Source organism: Streptomyces pseudoechinosporeus, from assembly GCF_054783935.1.
In genome coordinates, this window is record NZ_BAAGPS010000001.1 from 408,143 (window position 1) to 433,700 (window position 25,558).

Here is a 25,558-nt window from a genome sequence, read left to right on the forward strand (position 1 = left end):
ACGCCGTCCCGGGCCGTGGCGGGTGTCGCCGCGGAGGCGGGCGCCCAGTGCACCGGGCCCCGCCGCAGCCGGGCGAGCTCCGCCGCCTGCACACGGCGGTCGAAGCGGTCCTCGAGGTGGGCGCGCCCGGCGGTGGCGAGCCGCACGCGCAGCCCGGCATCGGCGAGCAGCCGGTCGATGGCGTCGGCCAGTGCGTCCGGCTCGCGCTCGCCGACGAGCAGCCCGGTGCGGCCGTGGACGACCGCCTCGGGAATTCCGGTGACCGGCGTGGACACACACGGCGTGCCGACGGCCATGGCTTCGAGCAGCACCGTCGGCAGGCCGTCGCGGTCGCCGTCGGCGGCGTGGACGCACGGTGCGGCGAACACACTGGCATCCCGCAGCACCCGCAGCACCCGGTCAGCGGGCAGCGGCCCGTGGAAGGTGACGAGCTCGTCGAGGCCCAGTACACGCACCTGGGTACGCAGCGCGGCCTCGAGCACCCCGCCCCCGACGACATCGAGCGGTACCGGCTTGCCCCGCTCCCGCAGCAGCGCGACCGCGTCGATCAGGTCGGGCAAACCTTTCTTCTCCACCAGCCGGCCGACGAACGCGATGCGGCCGTTGCGCAACCGCGGCTCACTGAACGGCAGCCCGGCGACGTCGAGTCCGTTGTAGACGCGGCGCACCCGGACCGCCGCGTCGCCGAACCGCTCGCGCAGCCATCGCACGTTGTACTCGCTGACGGTGACGACGTGGTGGGCATCGGCGAGCATCGCGCGCAGCGCGGCGTGGTCGACCGAGGCGTGGAAGATGTCCTTGGCGTGCGCGGTGAACGAGTAGGGCACGTGGGTGATCGCGGCGGCCAGCCGGGCGACGGTCGTGGCCTGGTTCGCGAAGTGCGCGTGCAGATGGGTGATGCCGTTGGCGCGCACCCAGCGGGCCACGTGGAGAACCTGCGCGGCGTCGGTGTCCGGCAGGGCCAGCACTTCGGGAAGCACCGCGGGCAGACCGGGCAGATCGCGGTGGGCGGTGCGCAGGGCCTCCCACAGCGCCGGCGCGTCGTGAACCTCCGGTATCCAGGTGATGGGGGCGCGGACCGCGGCGATCGCCGCGTGGAAGCGCGAGTCACCCGCGGCGTGCAGGCTTGCGATCGCGATGTCCTCGCCGGCGGCCTCGCGGGCCAGCAACTCGGTGACGATGAAGGTCTCCGACAGGCGGGGGTAGCGCTTGAGCACATACCCCACACGGTCGGAGGGACCGGTCTCAGGCAGCACGGCGAGCCTCCTCGAAGTGGTTTTCTGCGAAGCGGCGGACGGCGTCCATGCCGCCGAGGTCGATGCCGCCGCGCGGTCGGCGCGGCCGGGTGGTGGCCTCGGCCGTCCAGCGGCCGAGCAGCGCGGGGGTGAGGTCGCCCGGGTGCACGTCGTCGATGAGACCGAGCTCCGACAGGCGCCGGGCACGGACGAGTTGCTCGGTTCGCGGCTCGACGCGCGGCACAAGCAGCGCGGGCGTATCGGTGGACAGGACCTCGGAGACGGTGTTGTAACCGCCCATGCACACGACCGCGGACGCGCGCCGCGTCCAGGACACCGGGTCGTCGCAGAAATCCACGACGCGCAGGCCCGGATCGGCGGCCGCGGCGGCGTGCAGCCCGGCCCGCGTGGTGGCAGGCAGGTAGGGCCCGGTCACCAGCACGCCCGCGACACCCGTGGGGCGGGGCGCGGCGACGAACGCCTCGGCGAGCTCGGCGCCATCCTGGCCGCCGCCGAGCAGGCCCAGCACGTAAGGCTTGCCGCCGTCGACGGGCGCGGGCCCGGCCGGGCCGCTCGGGCGACCGTCGGCGAGGAAGCCGGTGTAGCGCAGCAGGTGGCGCACCGACGGGGGCAGGCGGCAATCGGCGGCCAGGTCGCTGACCCGCCGGTCGCCATAGACCCAGACCTCGTCGTAGTACTGGCGCAGCGCCTCGGTGGTCCGCAGCCTGCGCCACTCGTCGACGGCCGCGGCGGGCGCGTCGAGGACGTCGCGCAAGCCGAGCACGATGCGGGTGCCGGCGTCACGCAGGGCCGGGAGGACGGGATCCAGTTCGCCGGCGAAGCCGCGGGCCACCTTGTCGACCACCAGCAGGTGCGGCGCGAACGACGTCAGCGCGGAGGCCAGGATGCCGCTGCGCAGCGCCACGATGTCGGCCAGCGGGACATCGAGCCTGCGGCTGTGGTACTCCCCCGACCCGTCCTTGGCGACACCGGGCAGCACCAGCAGATCCACCCCGTCGGGCAGCGGGAACCGGCCGGCCTCCGCCGAGCCGGTGAGGACGAGCACGCGCGGGGCAGACGGGCCGCGGCGCAGGGCCGCCGCGAGGGCAAGGTTCCGGCGGACGTGGCCAAGGCCCATCGTGTCGTGTCCGTACAGGACAACCCGCTCGTTCACCGCGGTCGTCGGCATCCATGTGCTCATGCGACAACCATGTCGGCGCGCGCCCGGATGTGGCGAGGCGGCTACAGCCGAACGCGCACAGCTTCACCCATCCGGGCTGGTGGGACGTCGGTCTGTGGGGTGCCCGCGTGCCGTGCACGCTCACCCGTGCCGAGCCGGGTACCGTCACGTCGGCCTCCGTCAGCCGTCAGGCCGGCCCACAGGCTTCGCCACCGACCACAGCCTCAGACCCCCGGCCCACGGCCTCCGCTCACCGACTACAGCCCAGGCCTCCGGCCACGGCCTCCACCACCACACCCAGCCTCAGGCCCCAGCCCACAGGCTTCGCCACCAATTGCAGCTTCAGGCTGCGGCCCACGGGCTTCACCGTCGGCCGCAGCCCGGGACTCAGTTCACAGCCTTTGCCGCCGCTCGGCCCGCTGTGCGGCCGGAGAACAGGCAGCCGCCGAGGAACGTGCCCTCCAGGGAGCGGTAGCCGTGGACGCCGCCGCCGCCGAAGCCGGCTGCCTCCCCCGCCGCGTACACACCGGACAGCGGATCCCCGCCCTCCGTCAGCACCCGCGAGGAGAGGTCCGTCTCCAGGCCGCCGAGGGTCTTGCGGGTGAGGATGTTCAGGCGTACGGCGATCAGCGGGCCGGCCTTGGGGTCGAGAATGCGGTGCGGGGAGGCCGTACGGATCAGCTTGTCCCCGAGGAACTTCCGGGCCCCGCGGATCGCTGTGACCTGGAGGTCCTTGGTGAACGGGTTCGCGATCTCCCGGTCGCGCGCGGTGATCTCGCGGCGCAGGGCGGCCTCTTCGACGAGCGGCTCCTTCGTGAGCGCGTTCATACCGCGGACGAGCGCGCTCAGGTCCTTCTCGACGACGAAGTCGACTCCGCTGTCCATGAAGGCCTTCACCGGACCGGGCACGTCCGCCCGCGCACGTACGAAGACGTCCCTGACGGACTTGCCGGTCAGATCGGGGTTCTGCTCCGAACCCGAGAGCGCGAACTCCTTGCCGATGATCCGCTGGTTGAGCACGAACCACGTGTAGTCGTAGCCGCTCTTCATGATGTGCTCCAGCGTGCCGAGCGTGTCGAAGCCCGGGAAGAGCGGCACCGGCAGCCGCTTGCCCCGCGCGTCCAGCCACAACGACGACGGGCCGGGCAGGATGCGGATGCCGTGGTTGTCCCAGATGGGGTTCCAGTTCTGGATGCCCTCGGTGTAGTGCCACATGCGGTCGCGGTTGATGAGGCGCGCGCCCGCGTCCTCGGCGATGGCCAGCATCTTGCCGTCGACGTGCGCGGGTACGCCGGAGATCATCCGCTCCGGCGGACTGCCAAGGCGCTGGGGCCAGTTGGCCCGTACGAGATCGTGGTTGCCGCCGATACCGCCCGAGGTGACGATCACCGCCTGGGCCCGCAGCTCGAAGGCACCGGTGACCGCACGGCTGCTGGCCTGGCCCCGCTGGATGTCCGAGGCCTCCAGGATCTCGCCGCTGACGGTGTCGACGGTGCCCGCGCTGCGCGACAGCCCGGTAACGCGGTGCCGGAACTTCAGCTGGACGAGCCCGCGGGCCACCCCTGCCCGCACCCGCCGCTCGAAGGGCGCGACGAGTCCGGGGCCGGTGCCCCAGGTGATGTGGAAGCGCGGAACGGAGTTGCCGTGCCCGTTCGCGTCGTAGCCACCGCGCTCGGCCCAGCCCACCACCGGGAAGAACCGCACGCCCTGACCATGCAGCCAGGACCGCTTCTCACCGGCCGCGAAGTCGACATACGCCTCTGCCCACTTCCGCGGCCAGTGGTCCTCGGAACGGTCGAAGGCAGCAGTGCCCATCCAGTCCTGGAGCGCCAGCGCATGGCTGTCCTTGATCCGCAGACGGCGCTGCTCGGGCGAGTTCACGAAGAACAGTCCCCCGAACGACCAGTGCGCCTGACCGCCGATCGACTGCTCCGGCTCCTGGTCGAGAAGGATCACCTTGCGGCCCGCGTCGACGAGCTCCGCGGTCGCCGCCAGGCCGGCGAGGCCCGCCCCGATCACGATCACATCTGCGTCGTACGCCATGAGCAGGTCCTCCTCGGTTTGTTACTGGTCGGTCAGATCCTTGGGCAAGGGCGTGACCGAGTCAACTGTTTGTTGTCGGGTGCGGGTTGCCTCCGGCGGTTGGGCGGGGCGCCTACAGGGGTGGTGGGTTCGGTCCGTTGGCGACTGCGGGTTCGTTGTGGCTGGTCGCGCCGTTCCCCGCGCCCCTGGGTGGTGGGTGGGTCGGGGCCGTGGGCCGGTGCGTCAGCCCGTCGCAGGCCGGGCATACGGCCCTGGGCTGGTAGAAGGTCCTGGTTCTCCGAGACCGAACCTACGCGACGGGCATACGACGCACCGGCCCACGGCCCCTCCCGCCGGAGGGAGGGTGCGGGCACGTCGTGGCTGGTGAGCATGGTGGCGGGCGGCTCCGGGAGCGCCCCGTCAGGGGCGCGGGGCTGTGACATATGCGGCTCCGCCGCGGGGCGCGACCAGCCACGACGCACCCGCAGCCGCCCAAGAGTCCAAGGCCCCACCCCAGTAGGCACCCCGAGCACGTATAGGGTCCCAACGTGATCGAATTCGTGCGGAACGTCCGCCTGTGGTTCGCCCCCGGGCGGATCAGGGAGGACGGCGCGACGCCCGACTACCGGTTCTCGCTCGCCAACGAGCGCACGTTCCTCGCCTGGCTGCGCACCGCGCTCGCCCTGATCGGCGGAGGCTTCGCGGTGGATCAGTTTCTGCCGGATCTGCGGTGGGGCTGGCGCGTAGGGCTGGCGCTCGGGCTGCTGGGCGCCGGCGTGCTGTGTTCGTTGCGGGCGGTGAACCACTGGGTGCGATGCGAGCGGGCGATGCGCAGAGGCGAGGACCTGCCCGTGTCCCGCTTTCCGGCCCTGCTGAGCATCGTGATCGCGATCGTCGCCGTCGCTATGGTCCTGGTCGTGCTCTTCGGCTGGGAAGGCTGACAGCGACGTGACCGTACCCGACCGAGACCCGCAGGACACCCGTGACCCGGGCCTACAGCCGGAACGTACGCGGCTGGCATGGCGACGTACGACCCTCGCCGGCACCGTCGTCGCCGTACTGGCCGCCAGAACCGCCTTCCAAAGCGGCCCGACGGCCGCAAGGGTCCTCACCTGCGCCCTGTGCGCAGCGCTCTGGCTGGGCTTCCTCACCGTCGCCCATCACCGCATCCGCACCCTGACGACGGCCGACAGCGGCGGCCCCGCGGCGCTCACCCCGAAGCACGCGACCGCCGCCGCCGGGTACACCGTGGCCCTGGCCCTCTGCGCGGCGGCACTCGTCCTGTGAAGAGCCGAGGGGCAGACCCCGTTCGCGTACATCCGCCCAGGCCGGGTAGCCAACAGCAGACCCCGCGCGATCGAGACCCACGAGAGACCGATCACGTTTCGCCGCCGCACTGGACGACATACCGACCGGTCGGCATCATGATGAGAACCCCATACACCGGCGTACGGAGGAACACGATGAGCCCAGACCACCCGCCAGGTCTCGATCTTGACCGACTGCGCGGCCTGCTCGACGCAGAGCGGCCCGGTCTGGTCCACGGCCCGCTGACGGGCCGGCTGATCGAGGGCGGACGGTCGAACCTCACGTACGCCGTGACGGACGGCAGCGCGAAGTGGGTCGTCCGGCGGCCTCCGCTGGGCCATGTACTGGCCACCGCGCACGACATGAAGCGCGAGCACCGGGTGATCAGCGCGCTGTATCCGACGGCCGTGCCGGTGCCGCGTCCGGTGCTGCTGTGCGAGGACAAGGAGGTGCTGGGCGCGCCGTTCTACGTCATGGACTTCGTGGAGGGCACGCCGTACCGGACGGCCGAGCAGCTCGCCCCGCTCGGCCCGGAGCGCACCCGCGACGCGATGCTGAGCCTCGTCGACACGCTGGTCGAACTGCACGCGGTGGACCCCGCCGAGGTGGGACTGGCGGACTTCGGGCGGCCTGAGGGTTTCCTGGACCGGCAACTGCGGCGCTGGGGCAAGCAGTTGGACGCCTCCCGCAATCGGGAGCTGGCCGGAATCGACGAACTGCACGCCGCGCTCGGTCGCGAGCTGCCGCACTCCCCCACGGCCACGGTCGTGCACGGCGACTACCGCCTCGACAACGTACTGATCGGTGAGGGCGACCGGATCACGGCGATCCTCGACTGGGAGATGTCCACGCTCGGTGATCCGCTCACGGACCTGGGACTGCTGGTGATGTACAGCATCCCGCTGACGCTGCCCGACTCGCCCATTTCCACCACCGCTTCGGCCGCCGGGCACCCTCAGCCCGCCGAGCTGATCGAGCGGTACGCCGCGCGCTCGGGGCGCGACGTGTCCGCTGTCGCCTGGTACACGGCCTTCGCCTGGTTCAAGCTGGCCGTGATCCTCGAAGGCATCCACTACCGCTACACGCTCGGCCAGACGGTCGGCGCGGGCTTCGACCGCATCGGCGAGCTGGTGCCCGTGTTCGTCGAGAACGGCCTGACCACACTTCAGGAAGGCTGACCAGCCATGGACTTCGCTTTCGACGCACGCACCGAGGAACTGCGCGGCAAGCTCCTCGCCTTCATGGACGAGTACGTCTATCCGGCGGAAGCCGTCGCTCACGAGCAGCACGCCCGGCTCGTCTCACCGTGGGACACCCCCGCTGTCGTAGAGGAGTTGAAGACCGAGGCGCGACGGCAGGGCCTGTGGAACCTCTTTCTCCCCGACACCGAGTACGGTGCCGGACTGACGAACCTCCAGTACGCGCCGCTCGCCGAAATCACCGGCCGTTCCCCGCAGTTGGCGCCGACGGCGACGAACTGCGCGGCGCCCGACACCGGCAACATGGAGGTACTCGCGCAGTTCGGCGACGAGCAGCAGAAGAAGCAGTGGCTGGAGCCGCTGCTCGCGGGTGAGATCCGTTCGGCCTTCGCGATGACGGAGCCCGATGTGGCCTCCTCCGACGCCACGAACATCACCACCCGCATCGAGCGCGACGGCGACGAGTACGTCATCACGGGCCGCAAGTGGTACATCTCCGGGGCGATGAACCCGGACTGCAAGATCTTCATCGTGATGGGCAAGACGGACCCGGACGGGGCCGACATCCGCCGTCAGCAGTCCATGGTGCTGGTGCCCCGCGACACCCCGGGCGTCGAGATCCGCCGGGCGATGCAGGTCTACGGCTACGAGGACCACTCCCACGGCGGGCATGCGGAGGTCGTCTTCGACCAGGTGCGGGTACCCGTGAGCAATCTGATCGGCGAGGAGGGCGGCGGCTTCGCCATCGCCCAGGCGAGGCTCGGTCCGGGCCGTATCCACCACTGCATGCGGCTGATCGGCATGGCGGAACGGGCCATCGAGCTGATGTGCCGGCGGGCCGTCTCACGCACCGCCTTCGGCAAGCCGCTCGCCCAGCAGGGCGTCGTACAGAACTGGATCGCGGACGCGCGCGTCGCCGTCGAGCAGCTGCGGCTGCTGGTCCTGAAGACGGCCTGGATGATGGACACCGTCGGCAATCGCGGTGCGCACACCGAGATCCAGGCGATCAAGATCGCGACTCCGCGGACGGTCGTCGACATCCTCGACAAGGCCGTCCAGCTGCACGGCGCGGGCGGCGTCAGCCAGGACTTCCCGCTGGCCGAACTCTGGGCGACCGCCCGCACGTTGAAGCTCGCCGACGGTCCGGACGAGGTGCACCAGCGGTCGCTGGCGCGCCAGGAGATCAAGCAGTATCTGTAGTTCCCTCAGGGGCGCAGAGCCCGTAGCAGCAGGTCGGCGAGATGGTCGGCGACCTGCTGCGGGCTCAGCGGGCCGTCGGGGCGGTACCACGTCGGCAAATGGTGGACGGAGCCGAAGTGGTAGTCCACCACCAGGTCGGCGGGCGTCGCCTTGGAGAAGACACCCGATTCCTGGCCCTCCTCGATCAGGGCGCGGAAACGTTCGTGGTAGCTACGGCGCTCGGCGCGTACCTGCTTGTTCTTCTCGGGGCTGAGGTGGTGCATGGAGCGCCAGAAGATCGCCGCGTCGTCGAGGTTCTCGATCGTTGTGACCACCACGTCCGCAGCGGCCCCCCGCAGCCGCTCCTCGACGGGTGCGTCGGCGTCCGCGAAAGCGTCCAGCCGCTCCTGCTGGAGGCGCAGCACGCGCGCGTACACCTCATGCAGCAGATCGTCCTTGGAACCGAAGTAGTGGTACAGCGCGCCCTTGGTGACGCCCGCCGCCTCGACGATCTCCTGCACCGAGGTGCGGTCGTATCCCTGCTCGGCGAAGAGTCTGGTGGCTGCCGCCAGCAGCCGCCTCGGGACGGGCGTACCGTCCCCTTCCATCGTCCTGGGCACCGCCGCCACCTGCCTTCCGAAAGTCACCGACCGTTGTCCCTGCCGCCCGCACTGTCCGAGCACGTACCCGCGGAGGATCTTCTCACTGCCTGTTTCCGGCAAGGAGAGCAGGATCACGCAGTTGTGTACGGGGCCAGTCTCTCCCTGCGGTACGAGGCGAGTGCGCCGGGGTCCGACTTGACCGCGTACAAGCGAGTCGTCACCGGCCGTCCGCCTCCCACTTCTGCTGGATGTGGTTCATGTTGGTCAGCCAGCGGTCCGGGTCGGTGGCCCTTGCCTGGTAGTACCCGGCGACCTCCGGGTGCGGCAGGATCAGGAACCGGTCCTCCTCGATCCCCGCGAAGAGCGCGTCCGCGACCGCCTCCGGCTCGATCGCGGTCGGCTGGAGCACAAGGTCGCCCGCACTGCCCGTGTTGGCCAGCATGTCCGTCCGCACGCCCTGAGGGCAGATCGCGTGCACCTTCACGCCACGATGGCGGTACGTCAGCGACAGCCACTCGGCGAAGGCGTACGCACCATGCTTGGTGACGCTGTAGGGCGCGGCACCGACCATCGTGAGCAGCCCCGCCGCCGAAACCGTCGAAACGAAACGGCCACTGCCGCGCTCCAGCCATTCAGGAATCAGCTCATGCGCCGCCCGCACGTGCGCCATGACATTCACATCCCAGGCCAACGCCCAGACCTTCTCATCGGCCGCCTCCGTACCCCCAGAGGCAAGCCCCGCATTGGCGCAGTAGACATCAACCGTGCCACCGAGCACGTCCCGAGCCTCGGCCACGATCGCGGAGGCATCCCCCGGCACCGCAAAACCACCGATCTCCTCGGCAACAACCCGAGCCTTCACACCGTCCAGATCATTGACGACAACCCGAGCCCCCGCGGCAGCGAACCGACGAGCCAACGCGGCCCCGATCCCACCCCCCGCTCCGGTGACAACCACTCCGGCATCCCGCACGGCTTCCACCCTCGGTCTCCTTCGACACGACGCGACAAGAATCGGCTCAGCAGCACTCGCCTACAGTCAGACTAACCGGTCGGTATGTTGCGGGGAAGGCCACCTGCCGCCCCCAAATGGGGGCGCACTTGGAGCCGTCAGCTACGACGGACCCGTCACTTGCCCACCGGCGGGAGGGGCCGTGGGCCGGTGCGTCGTATGCCCGTCGCTTAGGTTCGGTCTCGGAGAACCAGGACCCTGTACCAGGCCAGGGCCGTACGCCCGGCCTGCGACGGGCTGACGCACCGGCCCACGGCCCCGACCCACCCACCGGACCTAAGGGGCGCGGGGAACTGCGCGACCAGCCACACACCCGCAGCTTCAAACCGCACCCAGCGGAGCGCTACCGTGCGCCCCATGCGCCTATCCAGACGAGCTCTCCTCGCAGCGACAACGGCAGCAGCATCGCTCACCACGGCCTCCCAGCCCTCCACCGCCGAGCCCTCCACCGCCGAGCGCCGCAGGCACCTACGCACAGGATTCGAGAACCTCACCACAAACGCCTACGCCCAGCTCAGCGGCCAGCGCATCGGTATCGTCACCAACCCCACAGGCATCACCAGAGACGCCCGCCACATCGTGGACGTCATGCACGCCGACGACCGGGTGAACCTGACCGCCGTGTTCGGCCCCGAACACGGCTTCCGCGGCACCGCCCAAGCAGGCGGCTCCGAAGGCCGGTACGACGACCCCGCGACCGGACTGCCCGTCTACGACACGTACTTGAAGAGCGGCCAGCCCCTGGCCGACATCTTCACGACCTCCGGCGTCGACACGATCCTCTTCGACATCCAGGACGTGGGCGCCCGCTTCTACACGTACATCTGGACCCTGTACGACTGCATGGAGGCGGCGGCACTCGCGGGCAAGCGCGTCATGGTGCTCGACCGCCCGAACCCGGTGACCGGACGCGCAGCCCAAGGCCCCGTACTGCACAAGGAGTTCGCGACGTTCGTCGGCCGGCAGCCGGTCTCGCAGGCGCACGGCATGACGGTCGCGGAGCTGGCGCGGCTGTTCAACGGCGAGTTCCTGACCGATCCGGTGCCACTCGAGACGGTCCTGATGAGCGGGTGGAAGCGCTCGGAGTTCTACGACAGCTCCGGGCTCCCCTGGGTGCCGCCGAGCCCGAACATGCCGACACCCGACACCGCCCTGGTGTACTCCGGGACCTGTCTCTTCGAGGGCACGAATCTCTCGGAGGGGCGCGGCACGACCCGCCCCTTCGAACTGCTCGGCGCGGAGGGCATCGACAGACGGTGGGCCCTGGAGATCAATCAACTCGGGCTGCCCGGTGTGCACTTCAGGGAGGCGTACTTCGCTCCCACGTTCTCCAAGTTCCAGGGCAAGACGGTCGGGGGCGTGCAGATCCATGTCCACGACCGGGCGGCATACGACCCCGTACGTACCGGAATCGCGCTCCTCGTCACCGCCAAGAAGGTCTGGAACGGCTTCAGTTGGCGGCCCGACAACTGGATCGACAAGCTCACGGGCTCCACGCGGGTGCGCACGATGATCGACGCGGGAGCGAGCGCCGACGAGATCGTGGCGGCCTGGCAGGACGAACTGACGGCGTTCCGACGCATGCGCCGGCAGTACCTGCTGTACCGATGACCTGACGGGACGTACGGCCAACAGGCAGCAGCGGTGGGGACGAGGAAAACCCCGCCCCCACCGCCGGAGAGGACCACTACCGGGAACCGCTACCGATGCCCCGGGAACTCCACCACCTGCTGATAGGTAGGCCGGTTCTGCCACTGGATCGGCCGGTGGGTGACGCCACCGACCGCTCGCTGGACGATGGCGTCCGAGCACCACTGGTCGCCTGCCGAGCAGACGTCGTCGCCCGGATAGACCTCGGTGGCGGACTTGGCCGCGGCCTGGCCCAGGCTCGTCAGCAGAGCTGTCCGGCAGGCGTCGAGGTCGCCGTCGCCACAGTACGTGCGGCCCAGCTTGCCCTCCACCGGGTCACCCAGGACCGTACGGAGGTCCTTGTCGACGTAGCCCCACCAGCCGTACTGGAAGGACGAGCCCGCGTGCGAGCCGGTCGGGCCGTGGCCCGCGGACGGTGACTCGTCGACCGTGAGCTGCGCGGTCAGCGCGTCCCACAGTTCCTGCCCGAGTCCCGGCTTGAACTCGGCCTCGACGAGCAGTGGCCACCACGCGTCCATGACCCGGATCGCGTCCGTGTGCCCGTACGTCTTCGAGCTTGCGGACGTCTGCTTGCGCTGGGCGCCCGCTTTCAGCCAGGCCTCCAGCTGGTCGACCGCCTTGGCCTGCGCCGGATCGCTGATCGGCTTGCTCCGCAGGACCTTGAGGAGTTCCGGCAGTACCTGCTCGCCGCGCAGGTCGACGACCGCGGCCTCCGCCATCGCCTTGGTCAGGGACGCCCTGGTGACACCTCCCTTGTCGACGAGTTCCTTGACCCGCCCGTCGAGGAGATCACCACGATGGACCGCGCCCAGGCTGAAGTTGGCGGAGCTGAAGTCCTTGGCCTGCTTGTTGTTCCAGGAGATGTAGTAGTCCTGGTTGACCGACTGCGGATGCTCGGCGGGCGGCGCGAGCTCGGTGGTGTTGTGCTCCGGGTCGAAGTCCTTCCACTCGTATGCCTTCTCGGCCTTCACCGGGAAGGACGCGTCGACGTCGTCCGCGCGCACGGGGTGGCTGCCGCTCATGTAGTAGGCGGTGTCACGGGAGTCCGCGTAGAACCAGTTGAAGGCGTACGAGATGTGCTGTGCCGCCTGCTGGAAGGACTTGGCGTCCTTCACGTACGAGGGGTCGTTCATCATCTGGAAGCCGATGACCGAGTCGGCCTCGTGACGGTAGGTGGAGCGCAGTGAGGTGTACGCGACGGGTTTGCCGTCGATGGTCGCGCGGTGCGTGACGATGCCGTAGTTCGTTCTGAAGACCTGCATGCGGTAGGAGCCCGCGGCCGTGGAGTCGGCGACCGACGGCTTCCAGGCGTTGGTCTTCTCCATCTTCTCCATGGGGGTGCAGACGCCGTGGTAGAGGTATGACGTGGACTGCTTGGTGGGCGTGCCGCCGCCCTGCTCGCACAGCTGAAGGGCGTACGAGTCGGTGATGTCCTGTGTTGACGAGGTGGCCGACCAGGAGTAGTCCTGGCCGCGACCGAGCTGTACGTACATGCCGACGCCCGCGAAGGAGACGCCGCGTGCGCTGATGCCGGGGCCCTGGAGTTCCTGCATCATCAGCAACTGCGGTGCGAAGTAGCCGGTCTGCGGGCCGAAGACGGCGACCGGATTGCCGCTGGCGGTGTGCTTCCCGGAGACCATCAGGGCGTTCGACATGCCCTTCTTGGTCGCGCCGCCGCTGAAGAGGTCCTCCGGGAGCACTCCTTCGTTGAAGGCTCCCTTCAGGGGCTTCAGTTTGCTCGGCGTCTTCACCGAAGACGTGGTCTTCTGCGCGCCCGACTGGGCGGCGCCCGTGCGGTCGTAGATCAGCTGCTCCTTCTCGACGGAGCCCGGATCCGGCAGGGCGGTGCCCTTCGGGTTCTCGGGTTTCTGCCCGTACGGGAAGCTGCTGTCGTCGTGGAGGGTGAGTACGCTCTCGGGGTCGTTGCGTCCGCGGAACGACTCCCAGACCTTGATGCCTTCCTCGACGCCGTACTTCTGCTGGGCCTCGAGGAGGGAGATCGCGGACTCGACCTCTCCGCCGCCGCCAGTGCCGAAGAGGGCGCCCACGACGGAGGCGAGCGCGATCATGTCGGTCACCTTGAAGGGCTCGATCTCGCCCACGTTGGTGATCGAGTCGATCTTGCCGGTGAGGACGTACTCGCCGGGGAAGTAGCGGCCGTTCTTGGCGGCTAACCGGTAGGCGTTGAGGCCGTCGATATAGGCCTGCGCGTCCTCCATGGCCTGCTTGCCGCGCTCTCCGGAGTTGTTGAGCAGCCAGTCGACCTGCTTCTGGAAGTCGGCCTCCGTGTACGGGGCCTGCGGCCAGAACTGCTGCTCCAGGCCCTGGTTGGATTCCGCGCCACCCGCGAACGGGGTCAACTCGCCGCGTCCGATGTGCCGGAAGAGGTCGATGAGCCACATCCGGTCCTGGCCGGCCGCGTAGCCCGCGCCGAACTCGGTGCCGTAGCGCGTGGTGCCCTGGATGTGCGGGACGCCGTACTTCTTGTCGCGCGTGATCGTCACGTCGTCACGGGGCTTGGTGACGGAGGCGACCTGGTCGGAGGGGACGCCGAAGGAGGCGTCGGCGTAGAAATTCTTGAGGGTGTCGTTGGTCAGGGACGGGTACCCGGACGACAGCGCGTCGTACGGGCCGAGCTGATCGTCCGCGTGCGGCGGCTGCGTACCGAACAGCTGATTGCCGAGGATCTCGGCGAGCGTGGCACTGCCGTTGGTACCCGGCGGCAGGATGTCCGCGCACTGCCCCTCGCAGTAGTCGGTTGCCTTCGGTTGCGGATCGGCGGCCACCGACTGTTGCAGCGGTGACAGCAGGCCGACAGTGAGAACGAACACTGATGCGGCCTTCAGGAACCCCGCGAATCTGCGGGGAGTTCTCAGGCCGTGGGGGGTGGTGCGTGGGGTGCGCCGTCGCATTAGTGCTCCTCCCGACATGGATGAGCTGGAGGTTACCGCCGGTAGCCCAGAAGTTGAAGATGAGCAGTAGTCACCTTTTTGCATCGCAGCGACTGGGCCACTGAGGCGGCATTGGCTGAAAGGAGGCCGGTGTGCGGCTGAAATGCCGTTCCTCAGAGGGTTGATGGCGGCCATCGGAAATCGGATGGAGCCGAATCGGCTGTTGATACGTCTATTCGGCAACGTTCGTACGACGACGCCGAAGTGACCGAAGTTCAGGTGCAGGTGTGACGGAGGTGCAGGGCGATGGCCGGTTTCCGGAGTCTGGCGAGACAGGTGCGCGATCCGAGGTGCGACCTGGCACTGCGGCGCTATTCACTGCGCAAGTGCCTTGAAAGGTTTGCCCCTTACGGACATCGGGCCACCTGGGACCATTTGTGCTCCCGGGCCGGGTTCGGTCCCGAGGACCGCTCCCCCGATCCGGCTCGGCTGGTGGCCGCGCTCGACGAACTCGAAGAGGCGCGCTCGGTATGGCTCGCCTACGAGGACGCGTTCGCCGAGCGCCGCAGGAAGGAAAAGCACGACGGGCTGCGCAGGCCGGGCAGTGTCGACGACTGGCACCGGCTGACCTGGGGCGGTTGCGGCGTCGCGTGGTGCGACGACCCCCGGGTCCATCCCCATGAGCCGCTGGCGGAAGTGCTGCGCCGGCTCATCGCGGCCCTGGAGCGCGAGCCCGGCTCGGTCTGCCCGGTGTGCTCGGGCGACCGCCTCACATGGAAGTACGACCTGGCCCACGAACCGTCCTCGGGCCCGGTCTGCACGGACTGCGGAATAGTGGTTCCGCGTCCCGTTCTGACACCCGAGGCCCTGGCGGAGTCCAGGCGGGGGCGGTTGTTGGTGTCGGTGTAAGCACGACGGGGGTGCGGCTTACACGGCGGCGCACCCCCGTGCACGTGAAGGTCAGGGCGAGTGAAGCCCGTGCAACCGAAGCCGAGGCAACACGAACGAGCGCAGTCGTCCGGCTACCCCAGCGGAGCGCGTGGCTTCAGCAGCTGCTCTCGGGCTCCCTCTCTCGCTGGTTCCGCCGCTGCTTCATGTCTTTGCGTTCCACCATGAGTCGCGAACCGCTCCGCTTCTCGCCGAAGACGTCGTCCGGGTTGGACAGCACACAGGTCTCCAGGGAGAGACAGCCGCAGCCGATACAGTCGGTGAGGTGGTCACGCAGACGGCTCAACTGCTTGATGCGCTCGTCGAGTTCGGAACGCCAGGCCTCCGAGAGGCGGGCCCAGTCCTCCCGCGTCGGAGTGCGCCCCTCAGGAAGTTCGGCGAGCGCGTCGCGGATCGTGGCCAGCGGGATGCCGACGCGCTGGGCGGCCCGTACAAAGGCGACCCGGCGCAGTGCGTCACGGGCGTAGCGGCGTTGGTTGCCCGTGGTCCGGCGGCTGCTGATCAGGCCCTTGGACTCGTAGAAGTGCAGGGCGGATACGGCGACGCCGCTGCGGGCCGACAACTGGCCGACCGTGAGTTCATGGATCTTCTCTGAAATCTGGGGCATTCCTTAAAGCCTACCTACCTCGTCACACTGCGGTACGTACCCTCTCGGTCCGTTGACAGGGGCCCCGTACCCGACCATGCTAAGCAGTCGCTTAGACATTGACCACGCGGGAGGCCAGGGACATGGCAGAGCCGAGGATCTTCACGTCCGCCGACGATCTGAAGGCAGCGGCGGGCGAGCAGCTGGGGTACAGCGACTGGCTGGAGATCGACCAGAAGCGGATCGACCTGTTCGCGGACGCGACGGGTGACCACCAGTGGATTCATGTGGACCCGGAGAAGGCGGCCACGGGTCCCTTCGGGACGACCATTGCGCACGGGTATCTGACGTTGTCGCTGTTGCCCGCGCTCGTGCCGCAGGTCATGCGAGTCGAGGGGATGAAGATGGGCGTCAACTACGGCAGCAACAAGGTGCGGTTTCCTGCACCGGTGCCGGTGGGGTCGCGGCTGCGCGCCACGGCGGTGCTCAAGGAGGTCACGGAGGCGGGCGGCGGCGTGCAGGTCACGGCCGCGGTGACCGTGGAGCGCGAGGGCGGCGACAAGCCGGTGTGCGTGGCGGAGTCGGTGTCGCGCTACTACTTCTGATCGGTACGAAGGCGTCGGCGACCCGGGGTTACTTCCTCGCTCCCACCATCCGCAGCACGAGGTCGGCGTTCAGCGCGCCGACCTCGTCCGGCGTCCGGGGGCCGTTCACGTTGAACCAGCGGGCGACGTCGATGCACAGCGAGAGCACGGCGAGTGTGGTGCCGGGCACGTCGAGCACATCGAACTCACCGCTTGCCACGCCGTCCTCGATGATCCCGCGTACCTCGGCATCGACCTGGCGGCGCAGCGCGATGATCTCGGCACGGGCGGCCGGGCCGAGCGAGTCCAGTTCGTACTGCACGACCCGTGCGGTGGTGCGCCCCCCGGCGTGCCAGCGCACGAAGGACCTCACGGCGTCCGCGAGCCGTTCGGTCGCGCTGCCCTCGCCCTGGGCGGCCGTCCGCAGGATCTCGAGGGCCTTCTCGTGGCCGATTCTGCTGATCCGGTGGAGCAGCTCTTCCTTGGTCTTGTAGTGGATGTAGAGCGCGGCCGGGCTCATGCCGGCGCGGCCCGCGATGTCACGGGTCGTCGTCGCGTGGTACCCGCGCTCGGCGAAGGCCTCCACCGCGGCGACGAGCAGCCGCCGGGCCGCGTCCGGGGTGACCTCGGCCCACGGTGACACCTCGCCGCCGGCCGTCTCCTCCGCCGTACTCATCGCTGTTCGCCCCTTCTCCGCTGTCAGTTCTCCACTGGCAGGACGAACCACCATACCTCGCAGCCTGAGCGAGCGCTTAGCGTGCCCGCTCAGGGCCCCAGAGCTTCAAGCGGTTCAGAGCTTCTCAAAGGGGTCGTGCTCCGCGAGCAGCTTCTCCAGCCGGGCCTGGTCGACCCGGCTGACGATCTGCCCGGCCTCCTGCCGGTCGCGGATCACCTTGGCCAGCGTGAAGGCCGAGGTGACGAGGTAGAGGACGGCGATCCCCAGGAAGCCACGCACCCAGGCGTCGGCCTGCAGGTTGAAGATGCCGATGGCCGTGGCCGCCATGGCGACGGCGAACGCGAGAACCGCCTGGCCGTAGAAGGCCGCGGTGGACTGCTGCTTGACAGGTGTCTCACTCATGGGAAGAGAATCGGCGAAAGTGGCGGGCACCACATCCGCTCGGATACTCAGCCGCGTACTCAGGAAGCCGCTGAATCACTACTACGGGCACCCAGGGATTGGCACTGTCAGGTTCCGTGCGCAGCCATACCATGTGCGCCATGGCCCGACCGCGCAAGCCCCTCCTCAGCACCGACCGCATCGTCGCGACGGCACGGGCGCTCGTCGACGCGGAGGGTCTCGCGGCCGTTTCCACGCGCCGGCTCGCCGCCGAACTGGGAGTGAGCGGGCCCTCGCTCTACAACCACTTCCGTACGAAGGACCAGATCCTGGAGGCGGTCGCGGACTCGGTGAGCGCGCAGGTCGATCTGTCGATGTTCGAGGACGGCCGGGACTGGCGCACCGCGTTGCACGACTGGGCCGTCTCCTATCGGTCGGCCCTGCGCGACCACCCGAACATCGTGCCGGTCCTCGCCCGTGGCCCCGGCCGCCGGCCGGCCGGTCTCCGCCTGGCGGACGCGGTCTTCGGCGCGATGGTCGACGCGGGCTGGCCGCCCGCGCAGGCCACGTCCATCGGCGCGCTGATGCGGTACTTCATCATGGGCTCCGCGCTCGGCTCCTTCGCCGGGGGCTTCGTGGACGACGAGAGCGCGTACGACCCCGCCGACTATCCGCATCTCGGGCAGGCCCATCTCCTCGCCGAGCAGCAGGAGAAGATCGACGAGCGGGCCTTCGAGACGGGGCTCACGGCACTGCTGGACGGGCTGACGCAGCAGTACGAGCAGCTGGCGCGAGCGGTGTAACGCGCTCGCACGGAGGCGACGTCACGGTTCGGCGGCCACAGAACCGTCCGTGTCGCATGCTGGGCCCATGAGCACCAGGAACACGCCCCGCACGCGGCCCGGGACTGCCCAGGCCCCGGGACTCGCGACGCTTGCCGGGCTGATCGCCGACGAGACACGAGCCACCTTCCTGCTGGCCCTGTTCGACGGTCGGGCCTGGACGGCCGGCGAGCTGGCGCGGTACGCGGGCGTCGCCGCGTCGACGACCAGCGAACATCTGGGCAAGCTCGTCGCGGGCGGGCTGCTCGCCGAGGAACGGCAGGGGCGGCACCGGTACGTACGACTGGCCGACGCCCGGGTCGCGCAGCTCGTCGAGGACCTCGCCGCGTACATCGCACCTCCGGGCACCGAGCGGCCACGCGGCTTGCGGGAGTCCAGTGCCGGTTCCGCGATGGCGCGTGGCCGCACCTGCTACGACCACCTCGCCGGGCGCCTCGGCATCGCGGTCACCGATGCCCTCACCGGGCTTGAACTGCTGTGCCGGCACGGTGGGTTCGCGCTCACGGACGACGGGCTCGCCTGGTTCGAGGACCAGGGCATCCCGCTCGTACGCACCGGTCGGCGGCCTCTCGCCCGCGCCTGCCTCGACTGGACCGAACGCCGCCCGCACCTCGCGGGCGTCGCGGGCGCCGCCCTGTGCCGGCACGCGCTGGACTCGGGTTGGTGCGTACGTATCGGCTCGGAGCGGGCCGTGAAGGTCACGGACAAGGGCGAGCGGGTCTTCGCGGAGCTGCTGGGAATCGAGCCGGCGACGCTCCACTGACTTCCCTGTTCGCCCAGCACCCCGTCCGAAATTCGCGAGCCCTTCCTCCCCCACCCATCTAGCCTCTGGAGCGTGATGAAGCCGCCCCTGTCCGCCCGCCGTACGGACCTGCTCGCCGCCGGTGCGGCGGCGGTGACCGTCGTGTTGTGGGCGTCCGCGTTCGTGTCGATTCGGAGTGCGGGATCGGCGTACTCGCCAGGGGCGTTGGCTCTCGGGCGGCTGCTGGCCGGGGCGCTGGTGCTCGGGGTCATCTGTCTCGTACGCCGGGAGGGGCTGCCGCCGCGTGCCGCCTGGCCGGGGATCGTGGTCTCCGGGCTGCTCTGGTTCGGGCTCTACATGGTGGTGCTCAACTGGGGTGAGCAGAAGGTCGACGCGGGCACGGCCGCGCTGGTGGTGAACGTCGGCCCGCTGGTCATGGCCCTGCTCGCGGGGTGGCTGCTCAAGGAGGGGCTGCCGCCGCGGCTGCTGGCGGGGATGGCGGTGTCGTTCGCGGGCGCGGCGGTGGTCGGTCTGTCGATGTCGGGCGAGGGCGGCGCGTCCGTACTCGGCGTCTTGCTCTGTCTGCTCGCGGCGGTGGCGTACGCGGGCGGGGTCGTCGCCCAGAAGCCGGCCCTGCGACATGGTTCCGTGCTCCAGGTGACGACGTACGGCTGTGTGATCGGCGCGGTGGCCTGTCTGCCGTTCGCCGGTCAGCTGGTGTCCGAAGCCGGTGACGCCCCGCTGTCCGCGACGCTCAACATGCTGTATCTGGGCGTCTTCCCGACCGCGCTCGCGTTCACGACCTGGGCGTTCGCGCTGGCCCGTACGACGGCCGGGAAGATGGGCGCGACGACGTACGCTGTGCCCGCCCTGGTGGTGCTGATGTCCTGGCTGGTGCTCGACGAGGTGCCGGGCTGGATCACTCTCGTCGGTGGGCTGGTGTGTCTGGCGGGCGTCGCGGTGTCGCGGTCCCGGCCACGGACCGCCGAGGTCGCGGCCCCGGGAGCGGTTCCGGAGCCACGACCCGAGCGGGCCCCGGACTCAGCCCTCTGAGCCCTCTGCCTCGGCCGAGGCCGAACGTGCCCTGTCTGCAAGGACCTTGATGGACACGAGCGCGATCACGGCGAGCCCGATGATGTAGGCGGACACCGACATCGACGTGTCCGTGGCCTCCAGCAGGAGCACCATCACGAACGGCGCGAGTCCGCCGCCGAACACGGCCGCGATCTGATAGCCGAGCGAGGCACCCGTGTAGCGCATCTCGGGCGTGAACAGCTCGGCGAACAGGGCGGCTTGAGGGCCGTACATGATGCTGAGGAAGCAACTGGCGACGAACGTGCCGACGGCCAGCCACAGCAGTGAGCCCGTGTCGATCAGCAGGAACATCGGTACGGCCCACAGGGCGATCCCGGCCGCGCCGAACCCGTAGATCCGGATGCGTCCGACGCGGTCGGAGAGCGCGGCCGACGCGGGGATCAGGACGAGCTGGGTGAGGCTGACGCAGAGCGAGACGGTGAGGACGGCGCTGCGTTCCATGTCGAGTTCGCGGGTGGTGTAGTCGAGGACGCCGGTGATGAGGATGTAGAAGGTGGCGGTGTTCACGGCGAACGAGCCGCCCGCGAGGAGCACCGTGCCGAGGTGGTCGCGCAGGATCGTGCGCAGCGGGGAGCTCTTCTCGCCCTTCTCCTTCTCGGCCAGGGCCCGTTCGGCCTGGCGGAACTCCGGGGTCTCCTCGACGCGCGTGTGGATGTACCAGGCGAGTCCGAGGACGAGCAGGCCGATCAGGAACGGCACCCGCCAGCCCCAGGCGGCGAACGCGCTCTCGCTGGTGAGGGCGCCGGCGAGCAGGAAGACGGAGTTGGCGGTCACCACACCGATGGGGACGCCGAGTTGGACGACGCTGCCGTAGACACCGCGCTTGCCTTCGGGGGCGTATTCCGTGGCGAGGAGCATCGCGCCGCCCCACTGCGCGCCGACCGCGATGCCCTGCATCACGCGCAGGACGACGAGGAGTATGGGGGCGGCGATGCCGATCGTGGCGTACGTGGGGAGGAGGCCGATGCCGGTGGTGGCCACGCCCATCAGGGTCAGGGCCAGGACGAGCATGGGCTTGCGGCCTCGTTTGTCGCCGAGGTGGCCGGCGATGACTCCGCCGAGCGGACGGGCGAGGAAGCCCACGGCGAAGGTGGCGAACGCGGCGAGGACTCCTGCGGAGGGGCTGCCCGCGGGGAAGTACAGGTCTCCGAGGACGAGGGCCGCGGCGATCCCGAAGACGAAGTAGTCGTACCACTCGACGGCGGAGGCGAGGGCGGCGGCAGTCGCCACCTTGCGGCGGTGTCTGGTGTCTGGGCTGGTGGTCGCGCCGGGGAGCGCGGAAGGTGCGGTGTCCATTGCGTGCACACTCCGGTGGGTGCGGGGACGTTCGAGGGACCGTACCGACCGGACGGTATGCGGGTCAACGGTCGTGCACGCGCGGGTTGTCCCGTGGGCCGCCTCGCCCTTAGAACACCACCAACGCCCGCCCGCCCTTCCCCGCCACCATGTTGTCGAAGGCGGCCGGGATTCCCTCCAGAGCGATCCGTTCCGTGACCAGCGAGCCCAGGTCGAGGCGGCCCTCGCGGATGTGGTCGGCCAGGATCGGGAGGTCCCGTGCTGGGTCGGAGTTGCCGTACACACAACCTGACAGCGTGCGGCCCCAGTGGAAGATCTCCAGGGCGTTGAAGGAGACCTGCTGGTCCTTGCCGCCGATGCCGATGACCGTCGTACGGCCGCCTCGTCGTGTGGACTCCCAGGCCGTACGGATCGTGACGGCGCGGCCCACGCACTCGACGGCCACGTCGACGCCCTGTTTGCCGGTGAGCCCACGGATCTCGCGTGCGGTGTTCTCGGAGGCGACGACGAACTCGGTGGCACCTGCCGAACGGGCCAGCTCCTCCTTCGCCGAGGACACATCGACCGCGACGATCTTCGAGGCGCCGGCGATCCGGGCGGCCTGCACCGTCGCGAGACCGACCCCGCCGGCCCCGAACACCGCGACGGTCTCCCCCGGTCGGACCTTCGCCGAGTGATGCACGGCGCCGTATCCGGTGAGCACGGCGCAGCCGAGGAGGGCCGCGTCGGCCAGGGGGACACCGGGCGGCGCGGGCAGCACGCACGCGGCGGCCACGACCGTCTCCTCGGCGAACGCCGCGACGTTCAGCCCGGGGTGGAGGTCGCTCCCGTCGGCCCGCCGCGCGTATACGTTCCCCGCGCCGGCCAGCGCGTTCGCGCACAGCCACACTTCCCCGAGCGAACAGGCGTGGCAACTGCCGCAGGACGGCGCCCAGTTGAGTACGACATCGGCGCCGGGCGCGACATGCGTGACTCCCTCGCCGACGGAGACGACCGTGCCCGCGCCCTCGTGACCGAGCACGGCGGGCACCGGCACCCTCATGGTCCCGTTGGACAGTGACAGGTCGGAGTGGCAGACCCCGGCGGCGGCGAGGCGCACCCGCACCTGCCCGGGGCCGGGCTCCGGCAGCTCGATCTCGGTGATCTCCAGCGGAGCACCGACGGCGGGCAGTACGGCAGCACGAACCATGTCAGCCACGTCGGCGCTCCTCAGAACTGGAGGGACTTGGTCTGGAGGTACTCCGCGAGCCCGTGTGAGCCCAGTTCCCGCCCCACGCCCGACTGCTTGTAACCGCCGAACGGCGCAAGGTGGTTGAACCGTCCGCCGTTGATGTCCACCTGCCCGGTGTCCAGTTGACGTGCGAAGGCGACCGCCTCGGACTCGTCGCCTGCCCATACGGCGCCGGCGAGCCCGTACACCGTGCCGTTGGCGATGCGCAGGGCGTCCGCCTCGTTCTCGTACCGGAGGATCGACAGGACGGGTCCGAAGATCTCCTCCTGGGCGATCGTCATCTCCGGAGTCACGTCGGCGAAGACGGTCGGGCTGACGAAGTAGCCCTGTTCGCGTGGGGATTCGGGGCCGCCCGCGACCAGCCGCGCGCCCTCCGCGACGCCCTTCTCGATATAGCCGCGCACGCGCTGCCGCTGCCCCGCGTTGACGAGCGGGCCGATGCGGTCGCCGTACTTCGCGGCGGCGTCGGCGGCCAGCTCGACCGCCTCGTCGTATCGCGAGGCGTGCACCAGCATGCGGGTCCAGGCGCTGCAGGTCTGGCCGGAGTTGGACATCACGTTGGCCACGCCGACGTTGACCGCCTTGGCGAGGTCGGCGCTCGGCAGGATGACGTTGGCGGACTTGCCGCCGAGTTCGAGGGCGACCCGTTTGACGGCCGCACCCGCGGTCGCACCGATCTGCCTGCCGACCGCCGTGGAGCCGGTGAAGGAGACCAGGTCCACACCGGGGTGCTCGGCGAGGGCTTGGCCCGCGACCGGGCCGAGGCCGGTGACCAGGTTGAACACCCCGGCCGGTACGCCCGCTTCGTGTACCGCCTCGGCGAAGAGCTGGGCGGTCAGCGGGGTGTCCTCGGCGGGCTTGAGGACGATCGTGCAGCCCGCGGCCAGTGCGGGGGCGACCTTGTTGACGATCTGGTGCAGCGGGTAGTTCCACGGTGTGATCGCGCCGACCACTCCGACGGGTTCCAGGTAGACGGTCGAGTTGCCGACCTTTTCCTCGAAGGCGTACGTGGCGGCCAGTTCGGCGTACGAACCCGTCACCAGGATCGGCAGCCCCACCTGCACCTTCTGCGAGAACGGCAGCGGCGAACCGAGTTCGACGGTGACGGTTTCGGCGATCTCGTCCTTGCGGGCGACAAGGACGTCTCGCAGGGCCGCCAGGCGGGCCCCGCGTTCGGCGGGCTCGGTCGCCGCCCAGCCGGGGAGTGCGGCACGGGCGGCGCGTACGGCGGTATCGATGTCCTCGGCGGTACCCGCGGGGACCGTGGCGATGAGCTGCTCGTCGGCGGGGTTCACCACCGCGATGCCGGTATCCGTGCCGGCACCGTCGCGCCACTCGCCGCCGATGTACATGCCGTCGTGGGCCTTCATGGCTTCCTCCCGGGCTGGTCCGTCGTCCGCCCCCAAACTAGCGATGTTAGTTTTTCTCCGCCAGGCGCCCCCCGGCGGAGTTCACTCCCCCAGGTCCGGCAGGTGCTCCGGAGCCGGGGAGATGCGCTCCCCGTGCTGATCGAAGACGAAGAGGTGGTCGATGTCGACCAGGAGGGGAACCTGCATGCCGTGACGGAGGTCACGGTCGGGGGTGGTGCGGACCACCAGATCACCTGCGGGGGTGGGCAATCGCTCCTCGGCGGGCGCGTACGCGTCACCGTCGCGTTCCAGGGTGACCACGGGTCCGGCCCGCAGGGAGCCCGCGCGTTCCCTCAGCCGGCCGAGCACGCCCGCCGGGCTCTCCCTGCGGCGGCGCCCGAGCTGCCGCGGGCGGGGCGCCTCCAGTTCCGGTACGACGGCGGGCTGCGAGCCGGTGTTGAAGTGCACCAGCACCTCGTGCCCCTGGTACTCGACGTGCTCCACCAGGCCGCTGATCGGCACCTCGCCGGGTCCGGCTGCGGAGCGCGGGGCCAGGCGTATGGCTTCCGAGCGCAGGCCGACGATGACCTCGCGGCCCTGCTGGACCCGCAGCAACTGGTGGTCCAGGCACAGGGGTTCGGGCAGCCGCAGTGCCTGGCGGCCGAGGCTGATCGACATCGCTCCGTCGAGCGGCGCGCGGACGACGCCGCGCAGCAGGTTGATCCGCGGGGTGCCGATGAACGCGGCGACGAAGACGTTCACGGGCAGCGCGTAGACCCTGCGCGGGGTGTCCACCTGCTGGAGGATGCCACCGCGCAGCACCGCGACCCGGTCGCCGAGTGACATCGCCTCGGCCTGGTCGTGGGTGACGTACACCGTGGTGGCGCCCAGCTCCCTGGTGATCCTGGAGATTTCGGCCCGCAGGTGGTTGCGGAGCTTGGCGTCGAGGTTGGACAGCGGCTCGTCCATCAGAAAGGCGGACGGATTCCGGACGATGGCACGGCCCATGGCGACCCGCTGGCGTTCGCCGCCGGACAGCTGGCTGGGATAGCGGCCCAGCAGGTCCTGGATGCCGAGCATCCGGGCCGTGGCGTCCACGCGCGGGGCGGGGTCCTCCCCACGGGCCTCCAGGCGCAGCGGAAAGCCGATGTTCCCGCGGCTCGTCATGGTCGGGTACAGGGCGAAGTTCTGGAAGACCATGGCCATGTTGCGCTCGCTGGGCTGCAGGTCGGTGGCGTACTCGCCGTCGAGGTACACCTCGCCCTCGGTGGGCTCCTCCAGTCCGGCGATCATTCTCAGCACGGTCGACTTGCCGCAGCCCGAAGGGCCGAGCAGGACGAGGAACTCGCCGGGCCTGATGTCGAGCGACAACTGCTCCACCGCGCGGTTGCCGCGCAGGTACGACTTGCTGACACTCTTCAGGGAAATGGCGCGTGTCATGCGGGGCCCCCGGGGCTTCCGGTGCTCTTGCGCGAATAAGTCGTGAGAGTCACGGAAGCTAACGGACTGCGCATGCGCTGGGGAAGAGCATCGGAGGGATTGGTACAGGC

23 protein-coding genes are annotated in these 25,558 nt (G+C 69.8%); 10 read left to right on the forward strand and 13 right to left on the reverse strand.

The window, feature by feature from the left end:
- The 3 genes from ACYVO6_RS01830 to ACYVO6_RS01840 form a co-directional block, all read right to left on the reverse strand.
- On the reverse strand, positions 1-1,256 hold a 1,256-nt coding region (locus ACYVO6_RS01830; protein WP_461056596.1), incomplete at its 3' end, for a glycosyltransferase family 4 protein.
- A complete protein-coding gene (locus tag ACYVO6_RS01835; protein ID WP_461056597.1) occupies positions 1,246-2,436 on the reverse strand; it encodes a glycosyltransferase family protein in 1,191 nt (396 codons plus the stop codon). The genes ACYVO6_RS01835 and ACYVO6_RS01830, both read right to left, overlap by 11 nt.
- A 366-nt stretch (positions 2,437-2,802) precedes the next feature.
- Positions 2,803-4,458: an FAD-binding dehydrogenase gene (locus ACYVO6_RS01840; RefSeq protein ID WP_461056598.1), complete on the reverse strand. Its 1,656-nt coding sequence runs from the start codon at positions 4,456-4,458 to the stop codon at positions 2,803-2,805.
- A 527-nt stretch (positions 4,459-4,985) separates the two neighbouring features.
- Here ACYVO6_RS01840 and ACYVO6_RS01845 point away from each other — a divergent pair.
- From ACYVO6_RS01845 to ACYVO6_RS01860, 4 genes are all read left to right on the forward strand, one after another.
- Positions 4,986-5,378 (forward strand): YidH family protein, encoded by a 393-nt coding sequence (locus ACYVO6_RS01845; RefSeq protein ID WP_461056599.1) that lies wholly within the window; start codon positions 4,986-4,988, stop codon positions 5,376-5,378.
- A gap of 7 nt (positions 5,379-5,385) precedes the next feature.
- On the forward strand, positions 5,386-5,724 hold the full coding sequence (locus ACYVO6_RS01850) for a DUF202 domain-containing protein (RefSeq protein WP_461056600.1): 339 nt from the start codon (positions 5,386-5,388) through the stop codon (positions 5,722-5,724).
- A gap of 176 nt (positions 5,725-5,900) precedes the next feature.
- Positions 5,901-6,923, forward strand: coding sequence for a phosphotransferase family protein (locus tag ACYVO6_RS01855; RefSeq protein WP_461056601.1), 1,023 nt, complete (start codon positions 5,901-5,903; stop codon positions 6,921-6,923).
- A gap of 6 nt (positions 6,924-6,929) precedes the next feature.
- Positions 6,930-8,144: an acyl-CoA dehydrogenase family protein gene (locus ACYVO6_RS01860; RefSeq protein WP_461056602.1), complete on the forward strand. Its 1,215-nt coding sequence runs from the start codon at positions 6,930-6,932 to the stop codon at positions 8,142-8,144.
- A 5-nt stretch (positions 8,145-8,149) separates the two neighbouring features.
- On the opposite strand, the gene ACYVO6_RS01865 is transcribed toward ACYVO6_RS01860, so the two are convergent.
- Together ACYVO6_RS01865 and ACYVO6_RS01870 are read right to left on the reverse strand one after the other, a co-directional pair.
- Entirely contained in the window at positions 8,150-8,743 is a 594-nt protein-coding gene (locus ACYVO6_RS01865; protein WP_461056720.1) for a TetR/AcrR family transcriptional regulator, read from the reverse strand.
- Positions 8,744-8,942: 199 nt separating this feature from the next.
- On the reverse strand, positions 8,943-9,707 hold the full coding sequence (locus ACYVO6_RS01870) for an SDR family oxidoreductase (RefSeq protein ID WP_461056603.1): 765 nt from the start codon (positions 9,705-9,707) through the stop codon (positions 8,943-8,945).
- Positions 9,708-10,094: 387 nt separating this feature from the next.
- Between ACYVO6_RS01870 and ACYVO6_RS01875 the strand changes: the two genes are divergently transcribed.
- Positions 10,095-11,348: an exo-beta-N-acetylmuramidase NamZ family protein gene (locus ACYVO6_RS01875; protein ID WP_461056604.1), complete on the forward strand. Its 1,254-nt coding sequence runs from the start codon at positions 10,095-10,097 to the stop codon at positions 11,346-11,348.
- 89 nt (positions 11,349-11,437) lie between these two features.
- On the opposite strand, the gene ACYVO6_RS01880 is transcribed toward ACYVO6_RS01875, so the two are convergent.
- Entirely contained in the window at positions 11,438-14,299 is a 2,862-nt protein-coding gene (locus ACYVO6_RS01880) for a penicillin acylase family protein (RefSeq protein ID WP_461056605.1), read from the reverse strand.
- Positions 14,300-14,584: 285 nt separating this feature from the next.
- Between ACYVO6_RS01880 and ACYVO6_RS01885 the strand changes: the two genes are divergently transcribed.
- Positions 14,585-15,187 (forward strand): hypothetical protein, encoded by a 603-nt coding sequence (locus ACYVO6_RS01885; protein WP_461056606.1) that lies wholly within the window; start codon positions 14,585-14,587, stop codon positions 15,185-15,187.
- Positions 15,188-15,323: 136 nt separating this feature from the next.
- On the opposite strand, the gene soxR is transcribed toward ACYVO6_RS01885, so the two are convergent.
- Positions 15,324-15,833: a redox-sensitive transcriptional activator SoxR gene (soxR, locus tag ACYVO6_RS01890; RefSeq protein WP_461056607.1), complete on the reverse strand. Its 510-nt coding sequence runs from the start codon at positions 15,831-15,833 to the stop codon at positions 15,324-15,326.
- A 122-nt stretch (positions 15,834-15,955) separates the two neighbouring features.
- On the opposite strand from soxR, the gene ACYVO6_RS01895 reads away from it, so the two are divergent.
- Positions 15,956-16,417: a MaoC family dehydratase gene (locus ACYVO6_RS01895; RefSeq protein WP_461056608.1), complete on the forward strand. Its 462-nt coding sequence runs from the start codon at positions 15,956-15,958 to the stop codon at positions 16,415-16,417.
- A gap of 28 nt (positions 16,418-16,445) precedes the next feature.
- Here ACYVO6_RS01895 and ACYVO6_RS01900 read toward each other — a convergent pair whose 3' ends face one another.
- A complete protein-coding gene (locus tag ACYVO6_RS01900) occupies positions 16,446-17,072 on the reverse strand; it encodes a TetR family transcriptional regulator (protein WP_461056609.1) in 627 nt (208 codons plus the stop codon).
- A gap of 114 nt (positions 17,073-17,186) precedes the next feature.
- The gene (locus ACYVO6_RS01905) at positions 17,187-17,474 is read right to left on the reverse strand and encodes a YiaA/YiaB family inner membrane protein (protein ID WP_461056610.1); all 288 of its coding nucleotides are present in this window, start codon (positions 17,472-17,474) and stop codon (positions 17,187-17,189) included.
- 140 nt (positions 17,475-17,614) lie between these two features.
- Here ACYVO6_RS01905 and ACYVO6_RS01910 point away from each other — a divergent pair, with 140 nt between their 5' ends.
- The 3 genes from ACYVO6_RS01910 (at position 17,615) to ACYVO6_RS01920 (ending at position 20,090) form a co-directional block, all read left to right on the forward strand.
- Positions 17,615-18,256, forward strand: a complete 642-nt coding sequence (locus ACYVO6_RS01910; protein WP_461056611.1) for a TetR/AcrR family transcriptional regulator — start codon at positions 17,615-17,617, stop codon at positions 18,254-18,256.
- 67 nt (positions 18,257-18,323) lie between these two features.
- Entirely contained in the window at positions 18,324-19,058 is a 735-nt protein-coding gene (locus ACYVO6_RS01915; RefSeq protein WP_461056612.1) for an ArsR/SmtB family transcription factor, read from the forward strand.
- Between the two features lie 75 nt (positions 19,059-19,133).
- Positions 19,134-20,090, forward strand: a complete 957-nt coding sequence (locus ACYVO6_RS01920; protein WP_461056721.1) for a DMT family transporter — start codon at positions 19,134-19,136, stop codon at positions 20,088-20,090.
- On the opposite strand, the gene ACYVO6_RS01925 is transcribed toward ACYVO6_RS01920, so the two are convergent.
- From ACYVO6_RS01925 to ACYVO6_RS01940, 4 genes are all read right to left on the reverse strand, one after another.
- The gene (locus ACYVO6_RS01925) at positions 20,079-21,428 is read right to left on the reverse strand and encodes an MFS transporter (protein WP_461056613.1); all 1,350 of its coding nucleotides are present in this window, start codon (positions 21,426-21,428) and stop codon (positions 20,079-20,081) included. The two genes, ACYVO6_RS01920 and ACYVO6_RS01925, sit on opposite strands and share 12 nt — an antisense overlap.
- Before the next feature lie 109 nt (positions 21,429-21,537).
- The gene (locus tag ACYVO6_RS01930; RefSeq protein ID WP_461056722.1) at positions 21,538-22,617 is read right to left on the reverse strand and encodes a Zn-dependent alcohol dehydrogenase; all 1,080 of its coding nucleotides are present in this window, start codon (positions 22,615-22,617) and stop codon (positions 21,538-21,540) included.
- A gap of 20 nt (positions 22,618-22,637) precedes the next feature.
- Positions 22,638-24,029, reverse strand: a complete 1,392-nt coding sequence (locus ACYVO6_RS01935) for an aldehyde dehydrogenase family protein (RefSeq protein WP_461056614.1) — start codon at positions 24,027-24,029, stop codon at positions 22,638-22,640.
- An 81-nt stretch (positions 24,030-24,110) separates the two neighbouring features.
- A complete protein-coding gene (locus tag ACYVO6_RS01940; protein ID WP_461056615.1) occupies positions 24,111-25,448 on the reverse strand; it encodes an ABC transporter ATP-binding protein in 1,338 nt (445 codons plus the stop codon).
- Between the last annotated feature and the right edge of the window lie 110 nt (positions 25,449-25,558).